Genomic DNA, 25,983 nt, shown 5'->3' with positions numbered 1-25,983 from the left:
TAACTGCTCGCTGACCCCATGTCCAAGCTGCTTGTCATTGCTTTTTCGTTTGGCTACCTGGCCTTGCTCTTTGGCGTCGCCTACGCCGCGGAGCGCCGCTCGGAAGCGCACAAAAGCCTGGTGAGCAACCCGTACATCTACGCCCTGAGCATGGCCGTGTACTGCACCGCCTGGACGTATTATGGCAGTGTGGGGCGGGCGGCGCACCACGGCCTCGAGTTCGTGAGCATCTACCTCGGGCCAACCTTGCTGGCGCCGGTGTGGTGGCTGGTGCTGCGCAAAATTATTCGGGTGTGCCGGCAGCAGCGGCTAACCTCCATTGCCGACTTCATCTCAGCACGCTACGGCAAAAGTGCTGCTTTGGGGGCGCTGGTAACGGTGGTGTGCGTGCTGGGCGTGGTGCCCTACATTGCCCTGCAAATCAAAGCCATTGCGGCTTCGTTTGTGACCATGACTGGCAGCGCCGCCGGGGGAGAAGGGCCCGCCGCGGCCACGGCGCTGTATACCACCGGGGCGCTAGCGGTTTTCACCATCCTGTTTGGGGTGCGCTCGGTAGAGGCTACGGAGCGGCACGAAGGTATTGTGCTGGCCGTGGCAGTAGAGAGCGTGCTGAAGCTGGTAGCGTTTCTGGTGCTGGGCTTGTTTGTCACGTTTGGCTTGTTTGGCGGCTTCACCGATTTGTTTGACCAGGCCGCGGCAGTGCCGGCCCTGCGGCAGCTGTTTACCCTGCACGGCGCCGGCGTGACTGGCAGCGGCTGGCTTACGCTGCTCGTGCTTAGCATGTCGGCGGTGCTGCTGTTGCCGCGGCAGTTTCAGGTGTCGGTGGTCGAAAACGTCGACGAAGACCACCTGCGCAAGGCCATGTGGCTCTTCCCGCTCTACCTCATTATTATCAACATTTTTGTGCTGCCCATCGCCTTTGGCGGCATGCTGCGGCTGGGCAGCAGCGGCATCGACGCCGACACCTTTGTGCTGGCTTTGCCGCTGGCGGCGGGGCATTCGTGGCTGGCGCTGCTCACGTACCTGGGTGGTATTTCGGCGGCCAGCAGCATGATTATCGTCGAAACCATTGCCCTGAGCGTGATGATGAGCAACCACTTGCTCATGCCGTTGCTGGTGCGGGTGCCCGCGGCGCAGCCCTCGCTCCAAACCCGTTGGTTTGCCTACCTGGGGCGGGTGGCGCTGCAAAGCCGCCGCCTGGCCGTGGTGGCGGTGCTGCTGCTGGCCTACGGCTACTATGCCGAAGTGGGCAAGCAGCTGCCGCTCGTGAACACGGGCTTGGTCTCTTTTGCAGCAGTGGCGCAGTTTGTGCCGGCCGTGCTGGGTGGCCTCTACTGGAAAGGCGGCACCCGGCACGGGGCCACGGCGGGGCTGCTAGCGGGCTTTGGGGTGTGGTTTTATACCCTCGTGTTGCCCACTATGGTAGGCCCCGGCATGCTACCCGCGTCCATTCTTACCGAAGGAGTAGGCGGCATCGCAATACTGCGCCCCTTTGCCCTGTTTGGCCTGGAAGGCCTCGATTATCTTTCTCACGGCTTGTTTTGGAGCTGGTTTTTCAACATTGGGCTCTACGTGGGCATTTCGCTGGCCCAGCCGCCTACCGCCCTCGAGCTGCGGCAGGCCGATGTGTTTGTTGATGTATTTCAGCGCCGCAGCCTGGCCGAGGAAGTGGCCGGCTGGCAGGGCCTCACGCCCTTCCCCGACGTGCGGGCCCTACTACATGGCTTCCTGGGGAAAAAGCGTACCAACCAAGCCCTGCGAACCTTCGCCACGCGGTTTCCCGACGCCCTGCCGCTCCCAACCGATGGGCCCCCTGCGGCGGTTCTGCCGCTTCCAGCTGCGATGCTGCAGCCCGCTACCTCTGCCGACCCGCGCCTGCTTACCTACGCCGAAAAACTGTTGGCTGGCAGCCTGGGGCCGGCTTCGGCGCGCATGCTGGTGGCGTCGGTGGCGGGGGAGGAGCAAATCAATTATGACAACGTGGTGGGCATTCTTCGCGAAAGCCAACAGCTGCTCGAAGCCAACCGCCAACTGCAGAAACAGTCGCGCCAGCTGCAGCGCCTCACCGACGAATTGCGCGTTGCCTACGACCAGCTGCAGGCCCTGGACCACCGCAAAGACGAATTCCTCTACACCGTCACGCACGAGTTGCGCACGCCGCTCACCAGCATCCGGGCGCTGGCCGAAATCCTGGCCGACAACCCCGAGCTGGAAGAGGACGAGCGGCAGCGCTTTCAGCACACCATCAGCCGCGAGGCCGAACGCCTGACCCGCCTCATCTCCCTGGTGCTCGACCTGGAGAAGTTTGAGTCGGGCCAAGCCACGCTGGAGCGCAGCCCCGTGCCCATGGCCGAGCTGCTCGACGAGGCCGTGGAAGCCGTGGGCCAGCTGCTGCGCGACAAGCATATTGCGCTGGAAGTGTCTGTGCCGCCGGCCCTGCCCGCCCTGCCCGCCGACCGCGACCGGCTGATGCAGGTGCTGGTCAACCTCCTGTCTAACTCCATTAAAGCCTGCCGGCCTGATGGTTCCGGGCGCATTCATCTATCCATCACCTATGCCGAGCCGACTCTGCGCGAGCACCCCGATTCACCCGCTCATGTCATCACGATAGTCATCGCTGACAACGGCAAAGGCATTGCCTTGGGCGACCAGCACCACATTTTCGAGAAGTTTTTCCAAGCCCGAAACCAAACAACTCGCAAGCCCGAAGGGACCGGCCTCGGGCTGGCGATAACCAAAAAAATCGTTGACCTGCACCACGGCCGCATGTGGGTGGAAAGCCAGCCCGACCAAGGCGCTACCTTCTTTGTGGAGCTGCCCGTGGTGGGCATGCCCGAACTCGTCAGCTAATGTCCTTCCCTCTATCTGCATGCTACCCCTAAACTATGAAAGTTCCTCATATCCTAATCGTTGACGATGAGCCCAATATTGTGATGTCACTGGAATTCCTGATGCGCAAAAATGGCTACCAGGTGGGCATCGCCCGCAACGGCACCGAGGCCATGGCGGCCATCGAGCAGACGCCCTATGACCTGGTGTTGCTCGATATTATGATGCCCGACGTCGACGGTTACCAGGTGTGCCGGGTCCTGCGCCAGCGCCCCGACAGGGCGGGCACCAAGGTTATTTTCCTGTCGGCCAAGAGCCGGGAGCCCGATATCCGGAAAGGGTATGAAGTTGGGGCCGATTTGTATATTCCCAAACCCTTTAGCACCCGGCAGCTCATGGAGAAAGTCCGGGAGCTGCTGGGAGTAGCCGCTTAGCGCCGCCACGTAATATGCCCATGATGCTCTCTCCACCTCCTCCCAATCCCACCCGCCATGAAACCTGCTTGCTCCTACGCCGCCACCCACGCGGCGAGTTTGGCCGACCCCGCCGCTTTCTGGCTGGCTCAAGCCCACCACCTGCAGTGGGATAAGCTCCCCACTAAAGCCCTGACCCAGGACAAGAACGGCTTCTACCGCTGGTTTGCCGATGGCGAGCTGAATACCTCGTTTCTCTGCCTCGACTACCACGTGCAGCACGGCCGTAGTGAGCAGCCCGCCCTGATTTATGACTCGCCGGTTACCAACACTCTGCGCACCTACACCTACGCCGAGCTCCTGGACCTGACGGCCCGGTTTGCGGGCGGCCTACGGGCCATAGGCGTTGCCCAGGGCGACCGGGTTATCATCTACATGCCCAACCTGCCCGAGGCGGTGGTGGCCATGCTGGCCTGTGCGCGCATAGGGGCGGTGCACTCGGTGGTGTTCGGAGGGTTTGCGCCCCACGAGCTGGCCCTGCGCATCGACGATGCCGAGCCGCGGGTTATCATTTGTGCTTCGGGAGGCATGGAGTTCGACCGCGTCATTCCCTATAAGCCCCTGGTGGACGAAGCCATGGCGCAAGCCACTCATCAGCCGGCGCACGTTGTGGTGCTGCAGCGCGACTTCGTAACCGCCAACCTGCAGCCCGGCCGCGACCTGGATTATCAGGAGCTGCTCCGTGCCGCGCCCGTTGCCGCGGTGCCGCTGCCGGGTACCCATCCGCTGTATATTCTGTACACCAGCGGCACTACCGGTCGGCCCAAGGGCGTGCTGCGCGACCACGGCGGGCATGCCGTGGCCCTGCGCTTTAGCATGGAGGCCGTCTACGGCTTAGCCCCCGGTGAAACGATGTTTGCGGGTTCCGACATTGGCTGGGCGGTGGGGCATTCCTATATCGTGTACGGGCCATTAATACAGGGATGTACGTCGGTGCTGTTTGAGGGCAAGCCCGTACGCACGCCCGACGCGGGCACGTTTTGGCGTTTGGTGGCGCAGCACCAGGTGCAGGTAATGTTCACGGCGCCCACGGCCATCCGGGCCATTAAGAAGGAAGACCCCGACGGCTTGCTGGCCCGGCAGCACGACTTGAGTAGCCTGCGCCAACTCTTCGTGGCAGGCGAGCGTTGCGACCCCGCCACGTATACCTGGGCCGAAAATGTGCTGCAAGTGCCGATAGTGGACCACTGGTGGCAAACCGAATCGGGCTGGCCCATGCTCGCCACCCTGGTCGGGCTGGAGGGCATGCCGCCGCCCCGCGCCGGCAGCGCCGGCTTCCCGGTGCCCGGCTACGACGTGCAGATTGTGGACGAAGAAGGGGCGCCCGTGCCTACCGGCACCACCGGGCTGGTGGTGGTGAAGCTGCCCTTGCCGCCCGGCTGTTTCCCCACGCTCTGGCGCGACGATGCCCGCTTCAAGGAAGGGTACCTAAGCACGTTTCCGGGCTACTACTTTAGTGGCGATGGCGGATATCGTGACCAGGACGGCTACTGCTACATCATGGGGCGGGTCGATGATGTCATCAACGTGGCCGGCCACCGCATGAGCACCGGCGAAATGGAGGAGATTCTGGCCGCGCACCCCGCCGTGGCCGAATGCGCTGTGCTGGGTATTGCCGACGCGCTTCGTGGCCAGGTTCCTGTGGGGCTGGTGGTCCTGAAAGACGGCCAGGCAATAGGAGAGGAGCAAATCGAGCGCGAGCTCGTAAGCAGCGTTCGCACTCAAATTGGCGCCTTAGCCTGCTTCCGGGCGGTGGTAATAGTAAAACGCCTGCCCAAAACCCGCTCCGGCAAAATTCTTCGCAAAACCCTGCGCCAGCTAGCCGACGGCGAGGCGTTTGGCATTCCCTCTACCATCGACGACCCGCTTATTCTCGATGAAATCAGCACGGCATTACAGCGCCGCGCCCTCGGTACTGCTTTCGAAACTTCTGTTTAACAACCCGCCCGCTCCGACGTGGGCGAGCAAATCACATTCTGCACCCTTCACAACTCCTTACCATGACTGATACCATTCCAACGCACGCCCGGGTCCGCAACCTCGACGAGTACCACGCGGCTTACCAGCAATCGGTAGAAGACCCCGACGCCTTTTGGGCCGCCGCGGCCGAGCCCTTCACCTGGCGGCGCAAGTGGGACAGTGTGCGCGGGGGCCAGTTCTCACCCGAGGGCCAAAGCACCTGGTTCGACGGGTCAACCCTCAACATCACCGAAAACTGTCTTGACCGCCATTTGGAACAGCGGGCCAATAAGCTGGCCATCATCTTCGAGCCCAATGACCCGCGCACCCGCCACCTGCGCCTGACGTACCGCGAGCTGCACACTCAAGTGTGCGAAATGGCCAACGTGCTCAAGAAAAACGGCGTAAAAAAAGGCGACCGGGTGGTGCTCTACCTGCCCATGATTCCGCAGCTGGCCATTGCCGTGCTGGCCTGCGCCCGCATTGGGGCCGTGCACGGCGTTATATTCGCCGGCTTCTCAGCTTCCGCCATTGCCGACCGCATTATCGATGCTGAAGCTTCTTTCGTTATCACGGCCGATGCGCTGGAGCGCGGCGCCAAGCAAATTCCGGTAAAGAGTGTGGTCGACGAGGCCCTGGCGCAGTGCCCCTCGGTGCGCCGCGTGCTAGTGGTGGAGCACACCGGCTGGCCCGTGGAAATGGTGGCTGACCGCGACGTGTGGTTTCACGAGGAGGTGATGGAAGTAGACAAAACCTGCCCCGCCGAGGAAATGGCGGCCGAAGACCCGCTCTTCATTCTCTATACCAGCGGCAGCACCGGCAAGCCCAAGGGCGTAGTGCACAGCCAGGCCGGCTACATGGTATGGGCCGATTACACCTTCCGCAATGTGTTTCAGGTAGAGGAAAACGACGTGTACTGGTGCACCGCCGACATCGGCTGGGTCACGGGCCACACCTATGGCCTGTATGGCCCGCTGCTGGCGGGCAGCACCACGCTCATGTTTGAAGGCGTGCCCACGTTCCCCTCGCCGGGCCGCTTCTGGGAGGTAATTGACAAGCACCACGTTACCATTTTCTATACGGCGCCCACGGCCATCCGCTCGCTCATGGCCGCGCCCATTGACCACGTGCTGGCCTACTCGCTCAGCAGCCTGCGCATCCTGGGGTCGGTGGGCGAGCCCATCAACGAGGAAGCCTGGCACTGGTACCACCAGCACGTAGGCAAGGGCCGTTGCCCTATTGTGGATACGTGGTGGCAAACCGAAACCGGTGGCATCATGATTTCAGCCATGGCCAATATCACGCCCTCGGTGCCAGCCCGTGCCGGCCTGCCGCTGCCCGGCGTGCAGCCCGTATTGCTGAACCAAGACGGCACCGAAATCGAAGGCAACGACCAAGAGGGTTACCTCGCCATTAAGGGCAGCTGGCCGGGCATCATCCGCACTACCTGGGGCGACCACGAGCGCGCCCGACAGACCTATTTTCAGCCGTACCCTGGCTATTATTTCACCGGCGACGGCGCCCGGCGCGATGAAAAAGGCCTCTATCGCATCATCGGCCGCGTCGATGACGTTATCAACGTGAGCGGCCACCGCTTTGGAACCGCCGAAATCGAAAGTGCCATCAACGAGAGCGAATTCGTAGTGGAAAGCGCCGTAGTGGGCTACCCGCACGACGTGAAAGGCCAGGGCATCTACGCCTACGTTATTTGCCAAAACGGGCTGCCCACCACCGACCTCGAAATCCAAATGGCCGAGGCCAGCATCATCGAAGCCGTAGTAGCCCACATCGGCCGCATTGCCAAGCCCGACAAAATTCAGCTGGTTTCGGGCCTGCCCAAAACCCGCTCGGGTAAAATCATGCGCCGCATCCTGCGCAAAGTGGCCGAAGGCGAAACCACCAACCTAGGCGACGTAACCACTCTGCTCGACCCGCTGGTAGTAGATGAGATTCTGGCTGGTAAAAAGTAAAGAAAAATACCCCAATTGATTGTCAAAATCGGCTGTCATGCTGAGCTTGCGAAGCATCTCCTCACGTTCCATCGAAATCGTTGTGGCGTGAAAAGACGCTTCGCAAGCTCAGCATGACAGCCGATTTGGTTTTTGGCACGAGCCCAGTCTTACAAGCGGGTGTCAATTAGCAGCCGTTGGCTTATGAGAGTTACCCAAACACCTTCACCCGCTCGCCTTTGTGCTTGGTGCGCAGGTGCAGCCGGATAATCTGCTGGATATCCTTATTATCGTTGTATGGCTTGATGGCATCCCGAAAATCAGCCAGCTTGCGGGCTGAGAACGTCTCGTCGACATACCCAAAGCCGCGGTAGCTGCCGTTCTCCACCAGCACAATGGTTTTCTCCAGCTCGGTGCGGCCAGGTCCTATCACCACGAAGGTGTCGTGCTCGTAGCTGATGCTATCAATAGCCTCGTCCACGCGCAGGTTGTAGGTTTCCGGGGGCTCCAGGCCCATGCAGGCGCCCTGGCAGCGGTGCACCTGATAGTCGAAGCAGGCCCCTTGCGTTTTGTAGAGGCCACACATCTTCTGGCAAAGGTTGTACTTAGCCACTTTGTGGTACAGGAAACCCTGTGCCTTAAACTGGTTACCCAACGCAATAATGGGGATTTCAGCGTTGCGGGCATCGGCCCGGCCGTAGGCCAGGCGCTTGTAGCCCTGCTCGTCGATGCGGAGGTAAATGCCCGCCGGAAATACCGAGCGCCGCTGCTGGCGGTTGTAAGCTGGCTTGAAATGCTTGATGAGGTGCGACTCATAAAGCAATGCCACCAGTTCCGAGCCCGTAAGCTCCCAGGTAATGTCGGCGATGCTGTTCTTAAACTCCAGGCTCTTGCGCGACTTCACATCCACGGCAAAGTGCTGCTGAATGCGCTTGTAAATGTTAATGCTCTTGCCCACATAAATCACTTCGCCGGCCTCGTTGTGGAAGTAGTACACGCCCGTGGCCTGGGGGAGGCTAGCCACCAGCGCCGGCGATACCAGCGGCGGAATCAGAGCCGTGCGAATAGCTTCCTGCACCGCCGCTACGCGCTTGGGCGAGGGCGCCTTGGTGCCATCGGGCCGGCGGCCGGCCGGAGCCAGCGCGTCCACGCGGGCCAGGGTGTCGGCCGGGGGAAGGCCGTTTTGCACCGCCTCACTGTCCTGGGTAATTTTCAGGAGGCGCCCAAACAGCACCGCCGTGGCGTGCGCGTCGCCGGCGGCGCGGTGACGGTTTTCCAGCGGAATGCCGATGTTCTGGCACAGCTTGCCCAGGCTGTAGCTCGGCTGGCCCGGAATGAGCGAGCGGCTCAGGCGCACCGTGCACAAGGTTTTGCGCGAGTAGTTGTAGCCAAGGTCGGCAAATTCCTTTTTCAGAAACGAGTAGTCGAACCGCACGTTGTGGGCCACGAATACGCAGCCTTCGGTCATCTCTACCACCTTGCGCGCCACCTCGTGGAACTTGGGCGCATCGCTTACCATGTCGTTGGTGATGCCCGTGAGCTGCGTGATGAACGGCGGAATGGCCCGCCCCGGGTTCAGCAGCGTCGCGTACTCGTCCACGATTTTCTCGCCGTCATGGATGTAGATAGCTATTTCGGTGATGCGGTCCTGAGTGGGCTGTCCGCCGGTCGTCTCAAGGTCAATTATGGCGTACAAATCGCGGCGCGGAAAAGGTGGTCGGTAGGAAGACTAACAAACTTAGCCAGGCAGAAGGTTGCACATGAAAAAAGGCAGCCCATAAGGACTGCCTTTTTTAGAGCTTATTAGTTCATTGTCAAGGATTAGCTGGAATATTTTAGTCTGCCAGAAATCCTTTTGCTAACTTACTTAATGCTGCCTTTTTGCTGGGTAATCCAGTTTTTGGCTTCCAGTACCTGGCTGTGCTGCTGCTCAAGCACCGTTTTGGCTTGGGCTGGCAGGTTAGAAGCTTGCAGCGCCGTTTCGTAAGCTTGCAGCGCTACTGAGTCGCCGGTTTCGCACTCGCCGAGAATGGCAGAATCGCTTTGGCCGGTAATGGCCGATTTCAGGTTAATCCAGCCGCGGTGTACGGCAGCGGCGGCGTCGGTGAGAGCACCTTCTACCGTGCCGTTATCTTCCGTGCTAATGCCGAACTGGCTGGCGTGCTGCGAAAGCTCCGAGGCGAACTTGGCGCGCTGCTGCGACAAGCGGCTCAGCTCCGATTTCAATTGGGGATTGGTAACACCTTCGGCGGCTTCCTGGTAGCCTTTTGCACCAGTTTTGTTGATTTCAACAAGGTCATTGTAAGCGCGGGCGGTGGTTTCAGTGGTCGTAGCCATTGTAGGGAAAGATAAGTTGTGTGGAAGGAAAGGTTTGGTAAGCTATACTGTTTAGCCGACCCGGGGGTTGCGCTAAGGCCAACGCCGCGCGCTAGATGCGCTTGAGCATGTGCCAGGCCTTGCCAAAAAAGCCGGGCTTGTCGTCCGACTTGTCTTTCTTGGTGTCTTCGCCGTCGGTCACATCGCCCAGCAAAAAGCCCCAGGGCTCGGTGGCCTTGTTCGAATCGAACACCACCTTGAGCACGGCCACCAGCGGAATGCTCAGAATCATGCCCGGCGTGCCCCATAGCTCGCCGCCCAAAATCAGGGCCACAATGGCCGCCATGGGGTTAATGCTCACTTTGGAGCCCGTAATCATGGGTGTAATGAAGTTGCCCTCCAAAAACTGCACAAACACAAACACCCCCACCACGGCCGCGGCTTTGCCCGGCGAGCCGGTTTCTACCAGCGTAATCAGGGCCGGAATGGTTGCCCCCACCAAGATGCCGATGTAGGGAATCACCGCCAGCACTGAAGCGAAAATGGCAAAGAAGATGGCAAACTTTACGCCCAGCAGCAGCAGCCCAATGCCGTTGAGTACGGCCACAATCACAATCACCATCAGCAGCCCGGTGATATACGCCTGCACCACCGTCTGAATGCTGTCCATGGTGTGCAGCACCGCCGTGCGCTTGTCCGGCGACACAAACCGGAACATGAACTGGCGCATGTGGTCGCGGTAATACAAAAAGCAGAAGATGTAAATCGGAATCAGCGTGAGCACGCTCAGCACGCCGGCCGTGGTGCTGAGCGTGCTGCCCAGAAACCCACCCGCCGATTTTTTGGCTGAGCTCAGCGACGAGTCAATTATCTCGTCCTTGCTCATGATGCGCATTCCCAATCGGTCGTGCAGCCACTGCTGGCCTTGGTCCATAAATACCACCAGCTTTTGCTGAATGAGCGGCAACTCCGCTTTCAGGTCCATAATTTGGGCGCCAAACACTACCCCCAGGCCCACAATGCCGCCCACGAGCAAAAGAATGGCCGTGATAATGGCTAATATTCGGGGCCAACCTCGGTCTTCCAGTTTGCTCACCATGGGGAGCAGCAGGGTTGAGAGGAGGGCCGCAAAAAACAAGGGCAGCAAAATACCGTCGAGCTTGTGCAGCACATACACCAGCAGCGAGAGGCCAATTAATAAAAACGTGTAGTGAATTACGGGAGCCAGCCGGGCCTCGGGCACGCTTCCGCTTTGCTGACTGACATTGGAGTGCGGTGTGCCACGGTTGGCGAGGGGAGGAAACATGCGAAGGGGAGGAGAAGAAGTTAATTAACTGAACACTGCGCCAGGCGTGAACCTGGGGCCTTAAGATGATGTTGAAAACTAAATAAATTAGCGGGAGTGTGCTAACTGAGCTGGCATAAATTCTTGGCCTGCCACTAATTTTTGCGTTATTTTACCTGAATTCTTGAGAACAGTTGCCCCATGAACGACGAACTACTGACTGACGCCCTGGAAGTGGCGCCAAAAGTCCCCGACCACGGCTATACCGAAGACAGCATCCGCTCGCTCGATTGGCGCGAGCACATCCGCCTCCGGCCGGGCATGTACATCGGCAAACTCGGGGATGGCTCTGCTTACGACGACGGCATCTACGTATTGGTGAAAGAAGTGGTCGATAACTGCATCGACGAACACGTGATGGGCCACGGCCGCACCATCGATATCAAGATTTCCGACTCCCGGGTACAGGTGCGCGACTACGGCCGCGGCATCCCCCTGGGCAAGGTGGTCGACGTGGTGAGCAAAATAAACACCGGCGGCAAGTACGACTCCAAGGTATTTCAGAAGTCGGTGGGCCTCAACGGCGTAGGTACCAAGGCCGTGAACGCCCTGAGTGGCTACTTCCTCGTGCAAAGCGTGCGCGAAGGCGTGATGAAGGCGGCCGAGTTTGCCCAAGGCAAACTCGTGAGCGACCCGAAGCCCCAGAAAACTAGCCAGCGCAACGGCACCCTCGTCACGTTCCAGCCCGACGATACCATTTTCAAGAACTACCGCTTCATTCCGGAGTACTTGGAAAACCAAATCTGGAACTACGTCTACCTAAATGCCGGCCTGACCATCAACTTCAACGGCCAGAAGTACTATTCCGAAAACGGCCTGCTCGATTTGCTGGCCCGCAAGGCCGATGTGGAAAGTTTGCGCTACCCCATCATCCACCTTAAAGCGCCGGACATTGAGATGGCCATGACGCACGGCAACGACTACGGCGAGGAGTACTACTCCTTCGTAAATGGCCAGTATACCACCCAAGGTGGCACGCACTTAGCAGCGTTCCGCGAAGCCGTGGTGAAGGCCGTGCGCGAGTTTTACAAAAAGGACTACGACGCCGCCGATATCCGGGCCAGCATCATCGCCGCCATTTCGGTGCGCGTGCAAGAGCCCGTATTTGAGAGCCAGACCAAAACCAAGCTCGGCAGCGTGAACATGGGCGAAGACGGTCCCACCGTCCGCGGCTTCATCGTCGACTTTGTCAAAGAGCACCTCGATAATTACCTGCATAAAAACCCGGCCGTTAAGGAAGCGCTGGAGAAGCGCATTCAGCAAAGCGAGCGGGAGCGCAAGGACATGGCCGGCGTGAAGAAGCTCGCCAACCAGCGTGCCAAAAAAGCCAATCTCCACAACCGCAAACTGCGCGACTGCCGCTTTCACTTGGGTGAGAACGCCAAAGGCGGCGCTGAAAAAGAGTTGCTTACCACTCTTTTTATCACCGAAGGCGATTCCGCCTCGGGCAGCATCACCAAGAGCCGCAACGTGGAGTTGGAGGCCGTGTTCAGCCTGCGTGGCAAGCCTCTGAACTGCTTCGGACTAAAGAAGAAAATCGTGTACGAGAACGAGGAACTCAACCTCTTGCAGCACGCCCTCAACATCGAAGAAGGCATTGAGCACCTGCGCTACAACCGCGTGGTGGTGGCCACCGATGCCGATGTCGACGGCATGCACATTCGCCTGCTGCTGCTCACCTTCTTCCTGCAGTTTTTCCCCGACCTGGTGCGCAACGGCCACGTCTTTATTCTCGAAACGCCGCTCTTCCGCGTGCGCAACAAGAAAGAAACCATTTACTGCTACAATGAGCAGGAAAAGCAGGCTGCCATGCGCAAGCTGGGCAAGAACCCCGAAATCACCCGCTTTAAAGGTTTGGGCGAGATTTCGCCCGAAGAGTTCGGCAAGTTTATCGGCGAAAACATTAAGCTTGAGCCGGTTATTCTGCAGTCCGACCGCAGCATTCAGCAGGTGCTGACTTATTACATGGGCAAAAACACCCCCGACCGCCAGAACTTCATCATCGACAACCTGCGCCTGGAAAAAGACTTGATTACGAGCGACGTATTGCCCGTCGCTGAACTAGTCGAATCAGAGGCTGCTTAACTTCAGTTCCTCGTAAAATATCCAGGAGCTTTCTTTATTTGAAACTGCCCCGCTTGGCAACTGCCGAGCGGGGCAGTTTCTGTTTAAAAACAGAGCAGGCAATTCAGGCAATCGCGGCCAAAAGCTTTTAATTGACATACGAAATTAGAATAAGCCACAAGCAAGAAACTCGCCTTGTAAGAATTACATATATTACCTGCTTAAGCTAATGAGTTAAGAATAACTGCGTCCTTAACGTCAGTACCTTTATGTGCTGAATAGTTATTTTAATGCAGAAAATTAAAAGGCAGTTTCGCCGGGTTCTGGTCTTGGTTGCAGCATCAGCTGTGTGGCAAATGAAACTGCTTGCCGCGCAAGCTCCCGCGACAGCTTTGGCTCAGGCACAGGCTTCGCTTTCCGTTGACACACGGACTGTAAACCTGCCCGCTCTAGAGCAGGCTCAACAACGCCGTATTGATAGCTTAAGGACATTGGTTGAAGCCAACCTGACCCCCGATAAGGCGCGGGTTGTGCTACTCACTGAATTAGCGCGCGCACTCAAGCTCAGGCAGGTTAAAGAAGCCCGCCCCGTGTTGGAAGAAGCCGTACGGCTGGCCCGCCAGCTTGAACGCCACGATTTGATGGCCGAAACCCTGTTGGATTTGGCCGACCACCACATCAGTCTCGCCAATTACCGCTTAGCCGAACGGTATTTACAGGATGCACAGCGCGAATTTGCTATCACGAACGACTTGGGAGGCGAAGTGCGGTGCCTGGGCCGGCTCGCTCTCGTAGCCGACCAGCAGGGCCAGTACGCGGCCAGCTTGGCTTATTGCTACCAAGGCATGGCCAAGGCTACCACCAGCAACACCCGCCGCTTTCATACCAGTCTAAAGATTCAGGCCGGTAACACGTTCATCAAGCTCGGCGATTATGAGCATGCAGACGAGTACTTGCACGAAGCATTGGCCGTAGCCCAACACCACGATTACCCGGACCGCATTAACCTGGCCTTGGGAGGCCTCGGCGATGTGGCCCGCCGCCAAAAGCTCTGGGCCATGGCCCGGCGCTACTATTTGCAAAGCATGGCGGTAAGCCAGCGCTTGGGGCTCGCGCCAGAAGTTCTGGCCATGCAGCTCAACTTAGCCGAACTGGATGAGCGACAGGGCAACTATGCTGCTGCATTAGCTCTGGGTCACCCGGTATTGCGGCAATCCGTAGCGGTGGGGCAATTGCTGGCCATACCGCGGGCGCTTGGGCTGCTAGCGTGGGCCTCGCTTCGGCTGGGCCGGCCCGACAGTGCCATCCATTACGGGAAGCGTAGCCTGCGCGCCAGCCAAGCCGTTCGTTCAAAGGAAGGTGCACGAGCTGCTAACGAGGTGCTGGCTTTGGCTTACGCCGCGCGTAAGGATTTTGCGCAGGCCTACACCGCTTCAAGTGGCCGCAAGGCCTATAACGACAGCCTTCTCAACGAAGCCACCACCAACCGAACGGCAGCGCTGCGCCTCAACTTCGAGCTGGGCCAGCAGCAGAACCAAATCAAGCTCCTTACTCAGCAAGCCCGTTTGCAAGCCCAGCAACGCGAGCTCGACCGCCTCCGGCAGCAAACCCAACTCATTGGGTTTGTCGGCATCAGCCTGCTGGCCCTTCTCCTGGCTGGGTTTTTCTTTTGGCGCTTCCGCCAGCGCCAAGCCGCGCGCGAAACGGCCTTGCGCACCGCCTTGGCGGCCGACTTGCGCGACGATGTCGGTACGCTTCTCCGGCAAATCAGCCTGCAAAGCAATTTGCTGCAGGAAGGCTTGGCCGATGCCGCGGGCCAGCGCCTCCAAATCAACCGCCTTTCCGATGCCAGTCGCACCGCCGTGCGCCAGCTCAACGACGTGGTCTGGAGCCTCGATGCCCAGAACGATTACCTGACCGACCTGCTCACCCGGATGCGGGATTACGGCCACGAAGTGCTCTGCCCACGCACCATTGAGCTGGACTTCACCTTGCCCACCGACTTGCCCGTTTACCGCCTGCACGCCCGCTTGCGCCGCAACCTGTACCTGATTTACAAGGAAAGCCTGCAAAACATCCTCAAACATGCACAGGCCGTTTCGCGCGTCACGGTATGCGTGCGCTTAGAGGGCCCGCAGCTAATTCTGGATATTGTTGATAACGGCCAGCGCGGGGCCAATGGCCCATCGGCAGCCTCCGGCCGCAACCAAAAAGGGCTAGCAACAATTCACGAGCGGGCAACCGCCATTGGCGGGGCGGCCACCATGGGCCCGGTGCTGGCAGCCAACGGCACCGTAACCGGGTATGGGGTGCGGGTAGCAGTGCCCTTGCCTCAACAATTGGCTCAGGGCAGTCCCCAAGCTGCCACCACTCGCAGTGTTACCAAAAAAGGTTAGTTATCGAAATAAATGAATATTTTTAATTTTGAATTAAGCAAGCTACCTCTTTTTGCTTTGCATCTTATGTGCCCAGACACTCAAAACGATGCATCATTACAGCGCCGATAAAATTGAATATTAACCGCAATTCCTCTGTGAAAGCCTGCATTGCATTGCTAGAAATGCGATTACCGAATTGTTAAGGTTTTGCTGTCTATTATTTTTTCCGTAGGTTTGAACCGCCGCCTAGGGGTAGACTAGTCGGCACATTCCACGGAAAAGCCCGGGCCCTTGGCTCGGGCTTTTTTCGTTTTGGGTAATATGTGCTAATTGATGAGCTTTTTGCTACTAGTAGGCTTGTGCTTTTGGCTATTACTTTTAGCTTGCAATTGACCAAAATATTGCCTTAATTTGGGGCATAGGCTTGTTTTCGGTTTGTGTCCGTGCCGAATGCAACGCTCGCTTCGCTAAAAATCTTGGGAACTTTCCGCCTTCCTAAGGAATTGTAATTTATTGCGCTCCGCGCGCATTCCGGTATTTTTGACGGCAGTTCGCCGACTTCTTTCGTTTTCCCCGTGGCTACTCTCGATACTCCCGCTTCCGAACTTCCCGACCAAAATTTCCTGCAGTCGGGCGATTCGGTGGATTTTGACCTTTCCGCCTTCTCGCCCGCTGCCGATGCCGACACGGAAGAAGCTCCCAGTTTTGCCGCTGAGGCAGCTGCCCAACAAGCGGAAGCAGCCGACGAATTGGTGACTTCTGACGCGGCCACCACTGCGGCTGAGGTTGCGGCGGACTTGTTCGGGGCAACCCCTACGGTGCACCTCGCAATTGATACTGTGCCCGAGCCCGAAACCGAGGAAGAGCCCAAGTTCGCCCCCGGCGAAACCATTCACGACGTTGCCACAGTGAAGGGCATGTACCAGAACTGGTTTCTGGACTACGCATCGTACGTAATTCTGGAGCGGGCCGTACCAGCCATTGAAGACGGCCTGAAGCCAGTGCAGCGGCGCATTCTGCATGCCATGAAGGAGATGGACGATGGCCGCTTCAACAAGGTGGCGAACGTCATCGGCCAGACCATGCAGTACCACCCCCACGGTGATGCCAGCATAGGTGATGCTATAGTGAACCTGGGCCAGAAAGACTTGCTTATCGAAACCCAGGGCAACTGGGGTGACGTGCGCACCGGCGACGGCGCCGCCGCAGCTCGCTACATTGAAGCGCGCCTTTCCAAGTTTGCCATCGACGTGGTGTTCAACCCCGACACTACCGAGTGGCAGCTTAGCTACGACGGCCGCAAGCGCGAGCCCACCACGCTGCCCGTAAAATTCCCGCTACTGCTCGCGCAGGGCGTCGAAGGCATTGCTGTGGGCTTGAGCACCAAGATTATGCCCCACAACTTCCGCGAGTTGTGCAAGGCCAGCATTGACGTGCTGCGGGGCCGCGAAGTGCAGCTGTTTCCGGACTTTTCGACGGGCGGCTTGTGCGACGTCACCAACTACAACTCGGGCATGCGCGGGGCCAAAATTCGCCTTCGTGCCACCATCGAGAAGGTTGATAAGACTCTGTTGGTGATTCGCGACATTCCCTACGGCTCCACGACTACGGCGCTGATGGAAAGCATCGTGAAGGCCTCGGAAGCCAACAAAATCAAGATTAAGAAGGTGGTCGACAACACGGCCGCCGACGTGGAAATTCAGGTGCAGCTGCCGACTGGCGTCTCGCCCGACTTGACCATGGATGCGCTGTACGCTTTCACCGACTGCGAAATCAGCATCTCGCCCAACACCTGCGTCATCATCGACGATAAGCCCCGCTTTGTGGGTGTGGAGGACGTGCTGCGCCAAAGCACCAAGGCTACGGTGCGCCTGCTGGAGCGCGAGCTGGAAATCCGCCAGGACGAGCTGTGGGAGAAGTGGCACAACGCCTCGCTGGAGAAGATATTCATCGAGAACCGCATTTACCGCAAAATTGAGGAGTGCGAGACTTGGCCCGAAATTCTGGAGACCATCGACAAGGGTCTGAAGAAATTCGTGCGCATCGAAGGGGAGAAGGCCAAGGCCGACGACCAGCGCATCCTGCTCCGCCGCCCCATTACGGAAGATGACCTCACGCGCCTGACCGAAATCCGCATCAAGCGCATCTCGAAGTTCGACGGGTTTAAAGCCGACGAGTACATTCAGCGCCTAGAAGCCGAACTGGCCGAGGTAGCCGACCACCTCGCCAACCTGACCCGCTACGCCATCAATTACTTCGAGGGCCTGCTGAAAAAATACGGCGCAGGCCGCGAGCGCAAAACCCAGCTCCGCACTTTCGACGTGGTGACGGCCCAGAAAGTGGCCGTGGCCAACCAGAAGCTCTACGTGAACTACCAGGATGGTTTTGTAGGCTACGGCCTGAAAAAGGACGAGAATGCGGTTACCATCTGCGACTGCTCCGACTTGGACGACATCATTGCCATCCGGCGCGATGGCACGTTCACTGTAACTAAAATTGCTGAGAAAACCTTTGTGGGTAAGGACATTCTGCATGTTGGCGTTTATAATAAAAACGACGACCGGCTGGTGTACAACATGGTGTACCTCGATGGTGCCTCAGGCATCAGCTTCGCCAAGCGCTTCTTGGTGTCGGGCATCACCCGCGACAAAACCTACGACCTCACCAAGGGCACTAAGGGCACCAAAACCCTTTACCTCACGGCTAACCCCAATTCCGAGTCCGAAATCGTGAGCATTCAGCTCAGCGATAAGGCCCCTGCGCGGGTAAAGCAGTTTGACTTCGACTTTGCCGAATTGGCCATCAAGGGCAAGGGCTCTATGGGCAACATCGTCACCAAGCAGCCCATCAAAAAAATCACCCAAAAAACGTTGGGCGACTCCACCTTGGGTGGCCGCGAAATCTTCTTTGACAGCGTAGTGGGCCGCCTCAACACGGCTGGTCACGGCCGCTACCTGGGCACCTTCGACACCGAGAATACGGTGTTGGTGGTGTTCAAAGACGGCAGCTACGAACTGACCGCGCCCAACCCGACTAACCACTACGATGTGCCCAACATCCTGCTCCTGCGCAAGCACGAGCCGGAAACGGTGTTGTCGGCGGTGTACATGGACGGCGAAACCAAGCTTCACTACGTGAAGCGTTTCAAAATCGAAACCAGCACCCTCGAAAAACGCTTCACCTTCATCTCCGAAACCAAGGGCTCGAAGCTATTGGCCGTCACGGCTAACCCCGAGCCGGTGGCGGAACTGAAAGTTCAGAAAGACAAGAAAGCCGATAAGGAGACCGAGAAAATCAGCTTGCACGAATTTATTGACGTGAAGGGCTGGAAGGCCATGGGCAACAAGCTCAACTACTTCAAAATTCACGCCTTGGCCATGCTCACCGACGAAGGCCCCGAGCCCCAACGCCGCGAAGTGCCGAAAAAGCGGGTGGCCGTGGCGCTGCCCAAGGCAAGTGAAAATGCCGGCGCTGCCACGGCCGTCGAACGACCGGAGTCTGCTGGCTCCGTCGATGTTACTGCCGAGGAAGTAGCCCAGGCGCGCGAGTTGCTGAAGCGGCCCAAGGCGCAGCTAGGCCTTTTTTAGGAAATACAAGCGTGCGTGCCGCGGGCTAGAGTCTGCTTACTCAGGAGTTCATGGGTATGCGGATTCCGACCCGCGGCCCGCACGTTTCAGCTGATAGGCAAGGCGCTTAGCCCGCCCCTGCGGCTAGACTAAGCTTGAATTTAACGGGCCAGCCAGGCGTTTACACTAGTGCCGTGTTTCTTTGCCGCTATGCGTGTTTTCTTTTCACTGCGGGGGCGCCTTGCTTCTTCACCTAAGCTGTGGCGAAGGTGGCTGCTTGGAGTATGCCTGCTGGGTGGTATGGGAGGGAACCACGCATCAGGGCAAGCACATCCTCACAGGCTCAAGCCCATTGTCTCAACAGTGCACCGGGCGCCCGCAACTTCTGTCCCCGACTCGCCCGAAGTACGGATGATGCTGTTGCAAGCTTCTACTCTCGCAAATGCGTTCAAAGAATCCGAAGCCCTGGCGGTATATCAGGAAATCATCAAGAAAGCGCCAAACCACTATTTGGCCTTGTGCCAGGCTACCGCGCTAAGCGTGAAAATAGGGCGGCGCTATTCCGACGAAACCCGAAAAGCCGCATACTTCGATGCCGCCCGCCAATACGCTGACCGGGCTTTGCTTTTGCAGCCAGAAGGCGGAGAAAGCAACTACGCCGTTGCTTTGGCATTATTCAATCAGGCTACTTTATACAATGCTGGCGCCCGCTTGGTGGCCTTCCGCGACTTGCGCTCGCACGTGTACCTGGCTGCGCAGCGTCGCCCCAGTGACCCCGAGGCGTGGCAGTTGCTAGGCCGCTGGCAATACCGGGTAGCGCACTACAACGTGTTGGAGCGGCTTTATAGTAAGCTAACGCTTGGTGGCGTGCCCAACGGCGGCGACAGCCGCACCGCCCTCGAATCCATGGAAACAGCACACGGCCTGGCTCATCAAAACCTGCAGATTAGTTACGATTTGGCCAGAATGTGCAACTACCAGGGGCGCCGCCGCCGGGCCATCGAGGTATTAAAGGAAGCTGTCAAAATTCCAGCCATCACCAGCGAGGACTTGGTGCTGAGCCGCCTGTGCCGCCAAATGCTGCCCGTCTTAGTTCGTGCCGATGCCCGCCGGCAGAGACGGCTGGCCCGTAGCTCACCACCTGCTGCCCAACCAGAGCAGGAGGCAACCCGCCCGCCGGTGGAGGCTAGCAAAAAACCTGAGTAGCGCAGCTGGCACCATTTGAGGTGGTGCGTGTTCTAGCTGGTGAATTGTTGGGCATCCCAAAACGGCTCGCGTCGTACGTTCTTTCTTTGTAGCGATTTGCTGCCTCTTTAATGTCACCTTCTCGCTTTACAGCCTTTGCTTCGTTGCCACTGCTGGCTTTGGCGGCGGTTGGCTGCTCTACCGAGCCCAGCCAGCGCCCCGATACGTTGGTAGACCTGGCCACGGTGCAGAGTGGTCCGCGCGTGCAGGCCGATGAATTGAACGGGGCCATTGCCAGCAAGCCCCGCAATACCGCTTTGCTGGCCCGGCGGGCCACGCTACGGCTGGCTGCCGGCCAGCCCAACGCCGCGCTGGCCGATGTTGCTGCTGCCCTCGAGATTGATGATGCCGATGGCAGCCTGTATTATTTGCAGGCCCGGACGTATCGGGCGCTAGGCCAGTTGCCCGCGGCTTTGGCTGCCGCGCGTCAGGCCGCTCAGTACGGTTTTTCGGGGCCTGAGCTGCCTTTGCTGGTGGGCGAAACGCACTTAGCGGCTCGTAACTATACCGCCGCCCTCGACAACCTTGACCGTACCCTCCGTCTCGACCCCGACCAGCCCGCCGCCCTTTTCTATAAAGGCCTTGCCTACGCTGCTACCTCGGACACTTCCACCGCCGTGCAGTACCTGCAGGATGCGCTGGCGCGCGACCCCCGTCAGCCTGAAATTCTGCACCAGCTGGCTTTTCTGCTTAACGCCTGGCGCGTGCCCGCCGATGCGGCTCGCTACGCTGCCCTGGGCATGAAGCTCGATACCACGTCGGGCTTGTTGAGCTACGACTACGGCCGTCAGCTGGAGCTGCGCGGCCGCCCCGACAGCGCCCTGTGGTACTACCGCCGGGCCCTGGCGCTGGACACCACCGTGTACCGGGCCGACTACCGCTTGGGCATGGCCGCTGCGAGGGAACGGCGCCCGGCTGCCGTCATTGAGCACCTGCAGCGTGCCCTGCGCCGCAATCCGCGCCTTCCGCAGGCTCGTGCTTTGTTGGCAGAAGCGCTGGAATCCCAAAACCGCCTACCCGAAGCCCTGGTTCAGTTCCGGCGCCTGGTGGCCGAAAATCCCGGCAATACGCACTGGACGTTTAAAGTCTGGAAAACCAACGAGCGAGTGCAAGCCCTGCTTCCCGACAGCCTCCGAACGGCGCCCCGCTACTACTACCGCCGTCCCGCGGCTCCGGCGCGTCCCGAGCCAATCAGCCCCATTTCCTCACTCAGGCCCAGCGCGGGCTAGCCCAGCAGGCGCCCGGCTAAAAGAATGCCGGATAAGTAAAAAATCCACAATTCCACCTTCTTCATTCTTAATTCCTCAGAGAGCGAAGCGTAACTTGCGCCCTGCTCTGCCCCACGGGCACCTTTTACCCCCTTTTATGCTCAATATTACCCTCCCCGACGGCTCGGTTCGTCAGGTCGAGCCCGGCTCCACCGGCCACGCCTTGGCCAACAGCATCAGCGAAGGCTTGGCGCGCAACGCCTTGGCCGTGCGCGTCAACGGCGAAGTCCGCGACTTGCACCGTCCTCTCACCGAAGATGCCAAAGTCGAAATTCTGACCTGGAACGACGAGGCTGGCAAAGCGACCTATTGGCACTCTTCGGCTCACCTCATGGCCGAAGCCCTCGAAACCCTGTACCCGGGCGTGAAGCTGGCCATTGGCCCCGCCGTTGAAAACGGCTTCTACTACGATGTAGACTTAGGGGAGGGGCGCAGCATTTCCAGCGAAGATTTCCCTGAAATCGAGAAAAAAATGCTGGAGCTAGCTAAAACCAAAAGCCGCTTCATCCGCCAGGAAATTTCTAAAGCCGATGCCATTGCCTACTTCCAGGAGAAGCAGGACCCCTACAAGCTCGAGTTGCTTGAGAACCTCGAAGACGGCCAAATTACCTTCTACACCCAGGGTGGTTTCACGGACCTTTGCCGCGGCCCACACATTCCCGATACCAGTTCTATCAAGGCAGCCAAGCTTATGAATGTGGCCGGTGCCTACTGGCGCGGCGATGAAAAGAACAAGCAGCTCACCCGCCTCTACGGCATTACGTTCCAGAAAGCCAAAGACCTCACCGAGTACCTCGAGCGCCTGGAAGAAGCCAAACGCCGCGACCACCGCAAGCTAGGCAAGGAGCTGAAGCTGTTTGCCTTCTCGGAGAAAGTAGGAGCGGGGCTGCCCTTGTGGCTGCCCAAAGGCACGGCCCTGCGGGAGCGCCTGGAGCAATTCCTGCGCAAAGCCCAAGTGAAAGCCGGCTACCAGCCCGTCGTTACGCCGCACATTGGTGCCAAAGAATTGTACGTGACCAGCGGCCACTACGAGAAGTACGGCGCCGATTCCTTCCAGCCCATTAAAACGCCTAACCCCGGCGAGGAATTCTTCCTCAAGCCGATGAACTGCCCGCACCACTGCGAAATATATAAAACCGAGCCCCGCAGCTACCGCGACCTGCCCGTGCGCTACGCCGAGTTCGGTACAGTATACCGTTACGAGCAATCGGGCGAGCTGCACGGCCTGACGCGCGTACGGGGCTTCACCCAGGACGACGCCCACATCTTCTGCCGGCCCGACCAAGTAAAGGAGGAGTTTAAGAAGGTAATTGACTTGGTGCTGTACGTCTTCAAAAACCTTGGTTTTGAAAACTACACGGCCCAAATCAGCCTGCGCGACCCCGAGAACAAAACTAAGTACATTGGCTCCGATGAGAACTGGGCTTTGGCCGAAGCGGCCATTCAGGAGGCTGCCGCTGAAAAAGGCCTGCCCACGGTAACCGAATTGGGCGAAGCAGCCTTCTACGGGCCCAAGCTGGACTTCATGGTGCGCGACGCCCTCGGCCGCCGCTGGCAGCTTGGCACTATTCAGGTCGACTACAACCTGCCCGAGCGTTTCGACCTCGAGTACGTTGCTTCCGACAACTCCCGCCAGCGCCCCGTAATGTTGCACCGCGCCCCATTCGGTTCCCTGGAGCGCTTTGTGGCCGTACTTATCGAGCACTGCGCTGGCAATTTCCCGCTTTGGCTCACCCCCGAGCAGTTCATTGTACTGCCTATTTCGGATAAGTACATCGACTATGCCAACGAGGTGAAAGCGCAACTCGAGCAGCGTGAGCTGCGCGGCACGGTAGATGCCCGCGACGAACGCATTGGTCGCAAAATCCGCGATGCGGAAATGAGCAAAATTCCTTACCTCTTGGTAGTTGGTGAGAAAGAAGCTCAGGACAACATCATCTCCGTGCGTAAGCACGGCGAAGGTGACCTTGGGTCCATGCCGCTAGATGCGTTCGTGAAGAGCGTGCAAAGCCAGGTGGTAGAAGCCATGTAAACCGCAAACGTTGAGCTTCAAGCCACAAACGCCTTAATTATGTGCGCAAACACCCTTTTGTTAGGCTGTTAGAGTCAATAGTTTGCGGCTTGTGTCTTGAAGCTTATAGCTTTCCTTGCGTTTACCAAGATAAATACCGATATTTGCCCCCTGATTGCCAGGCCCTAACCGGCCTAAACCGCCCAGAATCTCATTTCCCGCCACTTTTTTAGGAGGAGGACCAAACCATAGCAGCCCCGAACCGTCGGTACGTGCCCCGCCAGCAGGTGGAAGAGCCGTTCAAAATCAACCAAAAAATCCTGGCCCGCGAAGTGCGCCTGGTAGGCGACAACGTCGAACAAGGCGTTTACCCAACCGACCAAGCCCGCAAAATGGCCCAGGACCAGAATCTTGACCTCGTTGAGATTTCGCCCACGGCCACGCCGCCCGTTTGCCGTGTCATCGACTACTCGAAATTTAAGTACGAGCAGAAGAAGAAAACCCGCGAGCTGAAGGCCAAACAAACCAAAGTTGTTCTCAAAGAGATTCGCTTCGGTCCCAACACCGATGAGCACGACTTTGCCTTTAAGGTGAAGCACGCCCAGGAGTTTTTGCGCGAAGGTGCTAAAATCAAGAGCTACGTGCACTTTGTGGGTCGTAGCATCGTGTTTAAAGAGCGTGGCGAAATTCTGCTGCTCAAGTTTGCCCAGGCCCTTGAGGACCTTGCCAAAGTAGAGCAGCTGCCCAAGCTCGAAGGCAAGCGCATGTTCCTTTACCTTGCTCCCAAAGCTGCTGCCGTTGCCAAGCCAGCCAACAAGCCAGCTGCTCCGGACGCGAAGGCTGAGAAGAAGGCAGCTAAGCCCGCTGAAGCGAAAGAAAAGACCTCCGAAGAAGCACCGGCAACCACCGACGCCGCCGCTGACAACGAATAGATTTTACCGGTTGAAGATGGCTTCCCGACCCCCGGTCAGTGAGCAATCAACAATCAACAACCAACCCTCCAACCCTATTACAATGCCAAAAGTAAAGACGAAATCCGGTGCCAAGAAGCGCTTCGCGCTCACCGGAACGGGCAAGGTGAAGCGGAAGCACGCCTTCAAATCACACATTCTGACCAAGAAGACCACTAAGCAAAAGCGTAACCTGACCAAAACCGGTTTGGTGAGCAGCGCCGACATGAACCGCGTGCGTCAGATGCTTAACTTTTAATTAGTAATCAAAAATAGCAATTGAGAACTGTGCCTAATGCACTTATTCTTTTTCGCTAATTATTAATTACCAATTACCCATCACTAATTAATACACCAGGCTTCCGGCCGCAATTGTAAGCTTCAGCAGACGCTGGGCGCCGGCTGCCAAAAACTCCTCAGGTTATGCCAAGAAGTGTCAACCACGTGGCCTCGCGCCACCGTCGTAAGAAAATCATGCGTTTGGCGAAAGGCTACTATGGCCGTCGCAAAAACGTGTGGACCGTAGCCAAGAACGCCGTTGAAAAAGGCCTCTTGTACGCCTACCGCGACCGTAAAGTAAAGAAGCGCGAGTTCCGTGCTCTCTGGATTCAGCGTATCAACGCCGGTGCTCGTGAGCACGGTTTGTCTTACTCGCAATTGATGGGTGGCTTGAAAAAGGCTGGCATCGAGCTGAACCGCAAAGTTCTGGCCGACTTGGCTTTGAACCACCCAGCAGCCTTCCAGGGCATCGTTGAGAAAATCAAGTAATTGCCCCTGTGAGCTAATAACCAAGAAAACGCTGGCCCTTGGGTTCAGCGTTTTCTTGTTTTTGGTGCTTCAAGCCCAATTAGCAACTCGTGTTGGCAACCGGTGATTTCCCCGCAGGCGCTTTCATTCTCCTCAGTGGGCGTGGATTGCCTAAAACAAAAAAACCGCCTCGACATATAGCCGAAACGGTTTCTGAAGTAGCGGGGACGAGAGTTGAACTCGTGACCTCAGGGTTATGAATCCTGTGCTCTAACCAACTGAGCTACCCCGCCGGGTTTTTTGTGGGTGCAAAGGTAACGCTGCAAATAACCCCGAAGCAAGGCTCAGGGGTAAAAAACACTGTATTTCTTCTGTGTGGCCGGTTTTAAACGCTAGTTTAAAAAGGCCCCTTCGTCTTAATTATTATGGCCCTGCCTGATACCCAAACCAAAACGCGTTTTGTAGTTGAATTTCCAATCAACGCTTCGCCCAAAATTCTTTTTCCTTACTTGGCTACGGCCTCGGGACTTTCGCAGTGGTTTTGTGATGATGTCCGCTACGTAGAAGGGCAGCGCCTTAATTTTATCTGGGACCAGGAAAACCATTACGCTGAGATTTCGGGCCAGCGCCTCAACCGTGGAGTACGCTTTGTTTTTCTGGACGAGTTGCGCCAGTCGGTTACGGATGCCAATTACTTGGAGTTTACGCTGGATTCCTCGCAGGTGACAGACGAGGTTTATTTGCGCGTGATTGATTACTCCAGCACGCACGATGCCAGCGAGCAGCAGGAAATGTGGGAGGGCCTTGTGGCCAAGCTGCGCGAGCAGGTAGGAGGGTAAGAACAACGAAAAGCGACTTTACCGGGCAGTCATGCTTGCGGTAC

The 25,983-nt window shown here is 58.0% G+C and carries 16 protein-coding genes, 1 tRNA gene and 1 pseudogene; 14 read left to right on the top strand and 4 right to left on the bottom strand.

The window, feature by feature from the left end; all coding sequences use genetic code 11:
• The first annotated feature begins 18 nt into the window (after positions 1-18).
• Genes BMZ66_RS03990 through acs form a run of 4 tightly spaced genes read left to right on the top strand, consistent with a single transcriptional unit; the run spans position 19 to position 7,231 of the window.
• A complete protein-coding gene (locus tag BMZ66_RS03990) occupies positions 19-2,850 on the top strand; it encodes a sensor histidine kinase (RefSeq protein ID WP_092669147.1) in 2,832 nt (943 codons plus the stop codon).
• A 35-nt stretch (positions 2,851-2,885) separates the two neighbouring features.
• Positions 2,886-3,263 carry a response regulator transcription factor gene (locus BMZ66_RS03985; RefSeq protein ID WP_092669145.1) on the top strand — a complete coding sequence of 126 codons (378 nt, stop codon included), beginning with the start codon at positions 2,886-2,888 and terminating at the stop codon, positions 3,261-3,263.
• 57 nt (positions 3,264-3,320) lie between these two features.
• Entirely contained in the window at positions 3,321-5,240 is a 1,920-nt protein-coding gene (locus BMZ66_RS03980; RefSeq protein ID WP_092669144.1) for a propionyl-CoA synthetase, read from the top strand.
• Positions 5,241-5,278: 38 nt separating this feature from the next.
• On the top strand, positions 5,279-7,231 hold the full coding sequence (gene acs / locus BMZ66_RS03975) for an acetate--CoA ligase (protein ID WP_262507569.1): 1,953 nt from the start codon (positions 5,279-5,281) through the stop codon (positions 7,229-7,231).
• A 190-nt stretch (positions 7,232-7,421) separates the two neighbouring features.
• Here the strand turns inward: acs and BMZ66_RS03970 are convergent, their stop codons facing one another.
• The 3 genes from BMZ66_RS03970 to BMZ66_RS03960 form a co-directional block, all read right to left on the bottom strand.
• Positions 7,422-8,906, bottom strand: coding sequence for an exonuclease domain-containing protein (locus BMZ66_RS03970; protein WP_092669142.1), 1,485 nt, complete (start codon positions 8,904-8,906; stop codon positions 7,422-7,424).
• Between the two features lie 167 nt (positions 8,907-9,073).
• A complete protein-coding gene (locus tag BMZ66_RS03965) occupies positions 9,074-9,547 on the bottom strand; it encodes a PA2169 family four-helix-bundle protein (RefSeq protein ID WP_092669135.1) in 474 nt (157 codons plus the stop codon).
• Positions 9,548-9,638: 91 nt separating this feature from the next.
• Complete coding sequence (locus tag BMZ66_RS03960; RefSeq protein WP_092669134.1) at positions 9,639-10,832, bottom strand: AI-2E family transporter; 1,194 nt, start codon at positions 10,830-10,832, stop codon at positions 9,639-9,641.
• A 180-nt stretch (positions 10,833-11,012) separates the two neighbouring features.
• Between BMZ66_RS03960 and BMZ66_RS03955 the strand changes: the two genes are divergently transcribed.
• The 9 genes and pseudogenes from BMZ66_RS03955 to rplT all read left to right on the top strand — a co-directional run bounded on the left by BMZ66_RS03955 (position 11,013) and on the right by rplT (position 25,121).
• Positions 11,013-12,956 carry a DNA topoisomerase IV subunit B gene (locus BMZ66_RS03955; RefSeq protein WP_092669133.1) on the top strand — a complete coding sequence of 648 codons (1,944 nt, stop codon included), beginning with the start codon at positions 11,013-11,015 and terminating at the stop codon, positions 12,954-12,956.
• Positions 12,957-13,426: 470 nt separating this feature from the next.
• Positions 13,427-15,331 (top strand): tetratricopeptide repeat protein, encoded by a 1,905-nt coding sequence (locus tag BMZ66_RS03950; RefSeq protein WP_177204585.1) that lies wholly within the window; start codon positions 13,427-13,429, stop codon positions 15,329-15,331.
• Between the two features lie 821 nt (positions 15,332-16,152).
• Complete coding sequence (locus BMZ66_RS03945) at positions 16,153-18,900, top strand: DNA gyrase/topoisomerase IV subunit A (RefSeq protein ID WP_439645758.1); 2,748 nt, start codon at positions 16,153-16,155, stop codon at positions 18,898-18,900.
• Between the two features lie 342 nt (positions 18,901-19,242).
• Positions 19,243-20,085, top strand: a complete 843-nt coding sequence (locus BMZ66_RS03940; protein WP_143080045.1) for a tetratricopeptide repeat protein — start codon at positions 19,243-19,245, stop codon at positions 20,083-20,085.
• A gap of 110 nt (positions 20,086-20,195) precedes the next feature.
• On the top strand, positions 20,196-21,353 hold the full coding sequence (locus BMZ66_RS03935; RefSeq protein WP_092669129.1) for a tetratricopeptide repeat protein: 1,158 nt from the start codon (positions 20,196-20,198) through the stop codon (positions 21,351-21,353).
• 136 nt (positions 21,354-21,489) lie between these two features.
• Positions 21,490-23,424, top strand: a complete 1,935-nt coding sequence (gene thrS, locus BMZ66_RS03930) for a threonine--tRNA ligase (protein ID WP_092669128.1) — start codon at positions 21,490-21,492, stop codon at positions 23,422-23,424.
• A 227-nt stretch (positions 23,425-23,651) separates the two neighbouring features.
• Positions 23,652-24,209, top strand: a pseudogene (gene infC / locus BMZ66_RS03925) (translation initiation factor IF-3); the annotation flags it as partial.
• 208 nt (positions 24,210-24,417) lie between these two features.
• Complete coding sequence (gene rpmI / locus BMZ66_RS03920; protein ID WP_092669127.1) at positions 24,418-24,612, top strand: 50S ribosomal protein L35; 195 nt, start codon at positions 24,418-24,420, stop codon at positions 24,610-24,612.
• Positions 24,613-24,776: 164 nt separating this feature from the next.
• Positions 24,777-25,121 (top strand): 50S ribosomal protein L20, encoded by a 345-nt coding sequence (gene rplT / locus BMZ66_RS03915; protein ID WP_092669126.1) that lies wholly within the window; start codon positions 24,777-24,779, stop codon positions 25,119-25,121.
• A gap of 198 nt (positions 25,122-25,319) precedes the next feature.
• Here the strand turns inward: rplT and BMZ66_RS03910 are convergent.
• A tRNA-Met gene (locus BMZ66_RS03910) sits at positions 25,320-25,393 on the bottom strand.
• A 132-nt stretch (positions 25,394-25,525) separates the two neighbouring features.
• Between BMZ66_RS03910 and BMZ66_RS03905 the strand changes: the two genes are divergently transcribed.
• A complete protein-coding gene (locus tag BMZ66_RS03905; RefSeq protein ID WP_092669125.1) occupies positions 25,526-25,939 on the top strand; it encodes an START-like domain-containing protein in 414 nt (137 codons plus the stop codon).
• Positions 25,940-25,983 lie beyond the last annotated feature (44 nt).

The organism is Hymenobacter arizonensis (assembly GCF_900115775.1).
Taxonomy (GTDB): Bacteria; Bacteroidota; Bacteroidia; order Cytophagales; family Hymenobacteraceae; genus Hymenobacter; species Hymenobacter arizonensis.
This window is presented reverse-complemented; position numbering and strand designations above follow the sequence as displayed.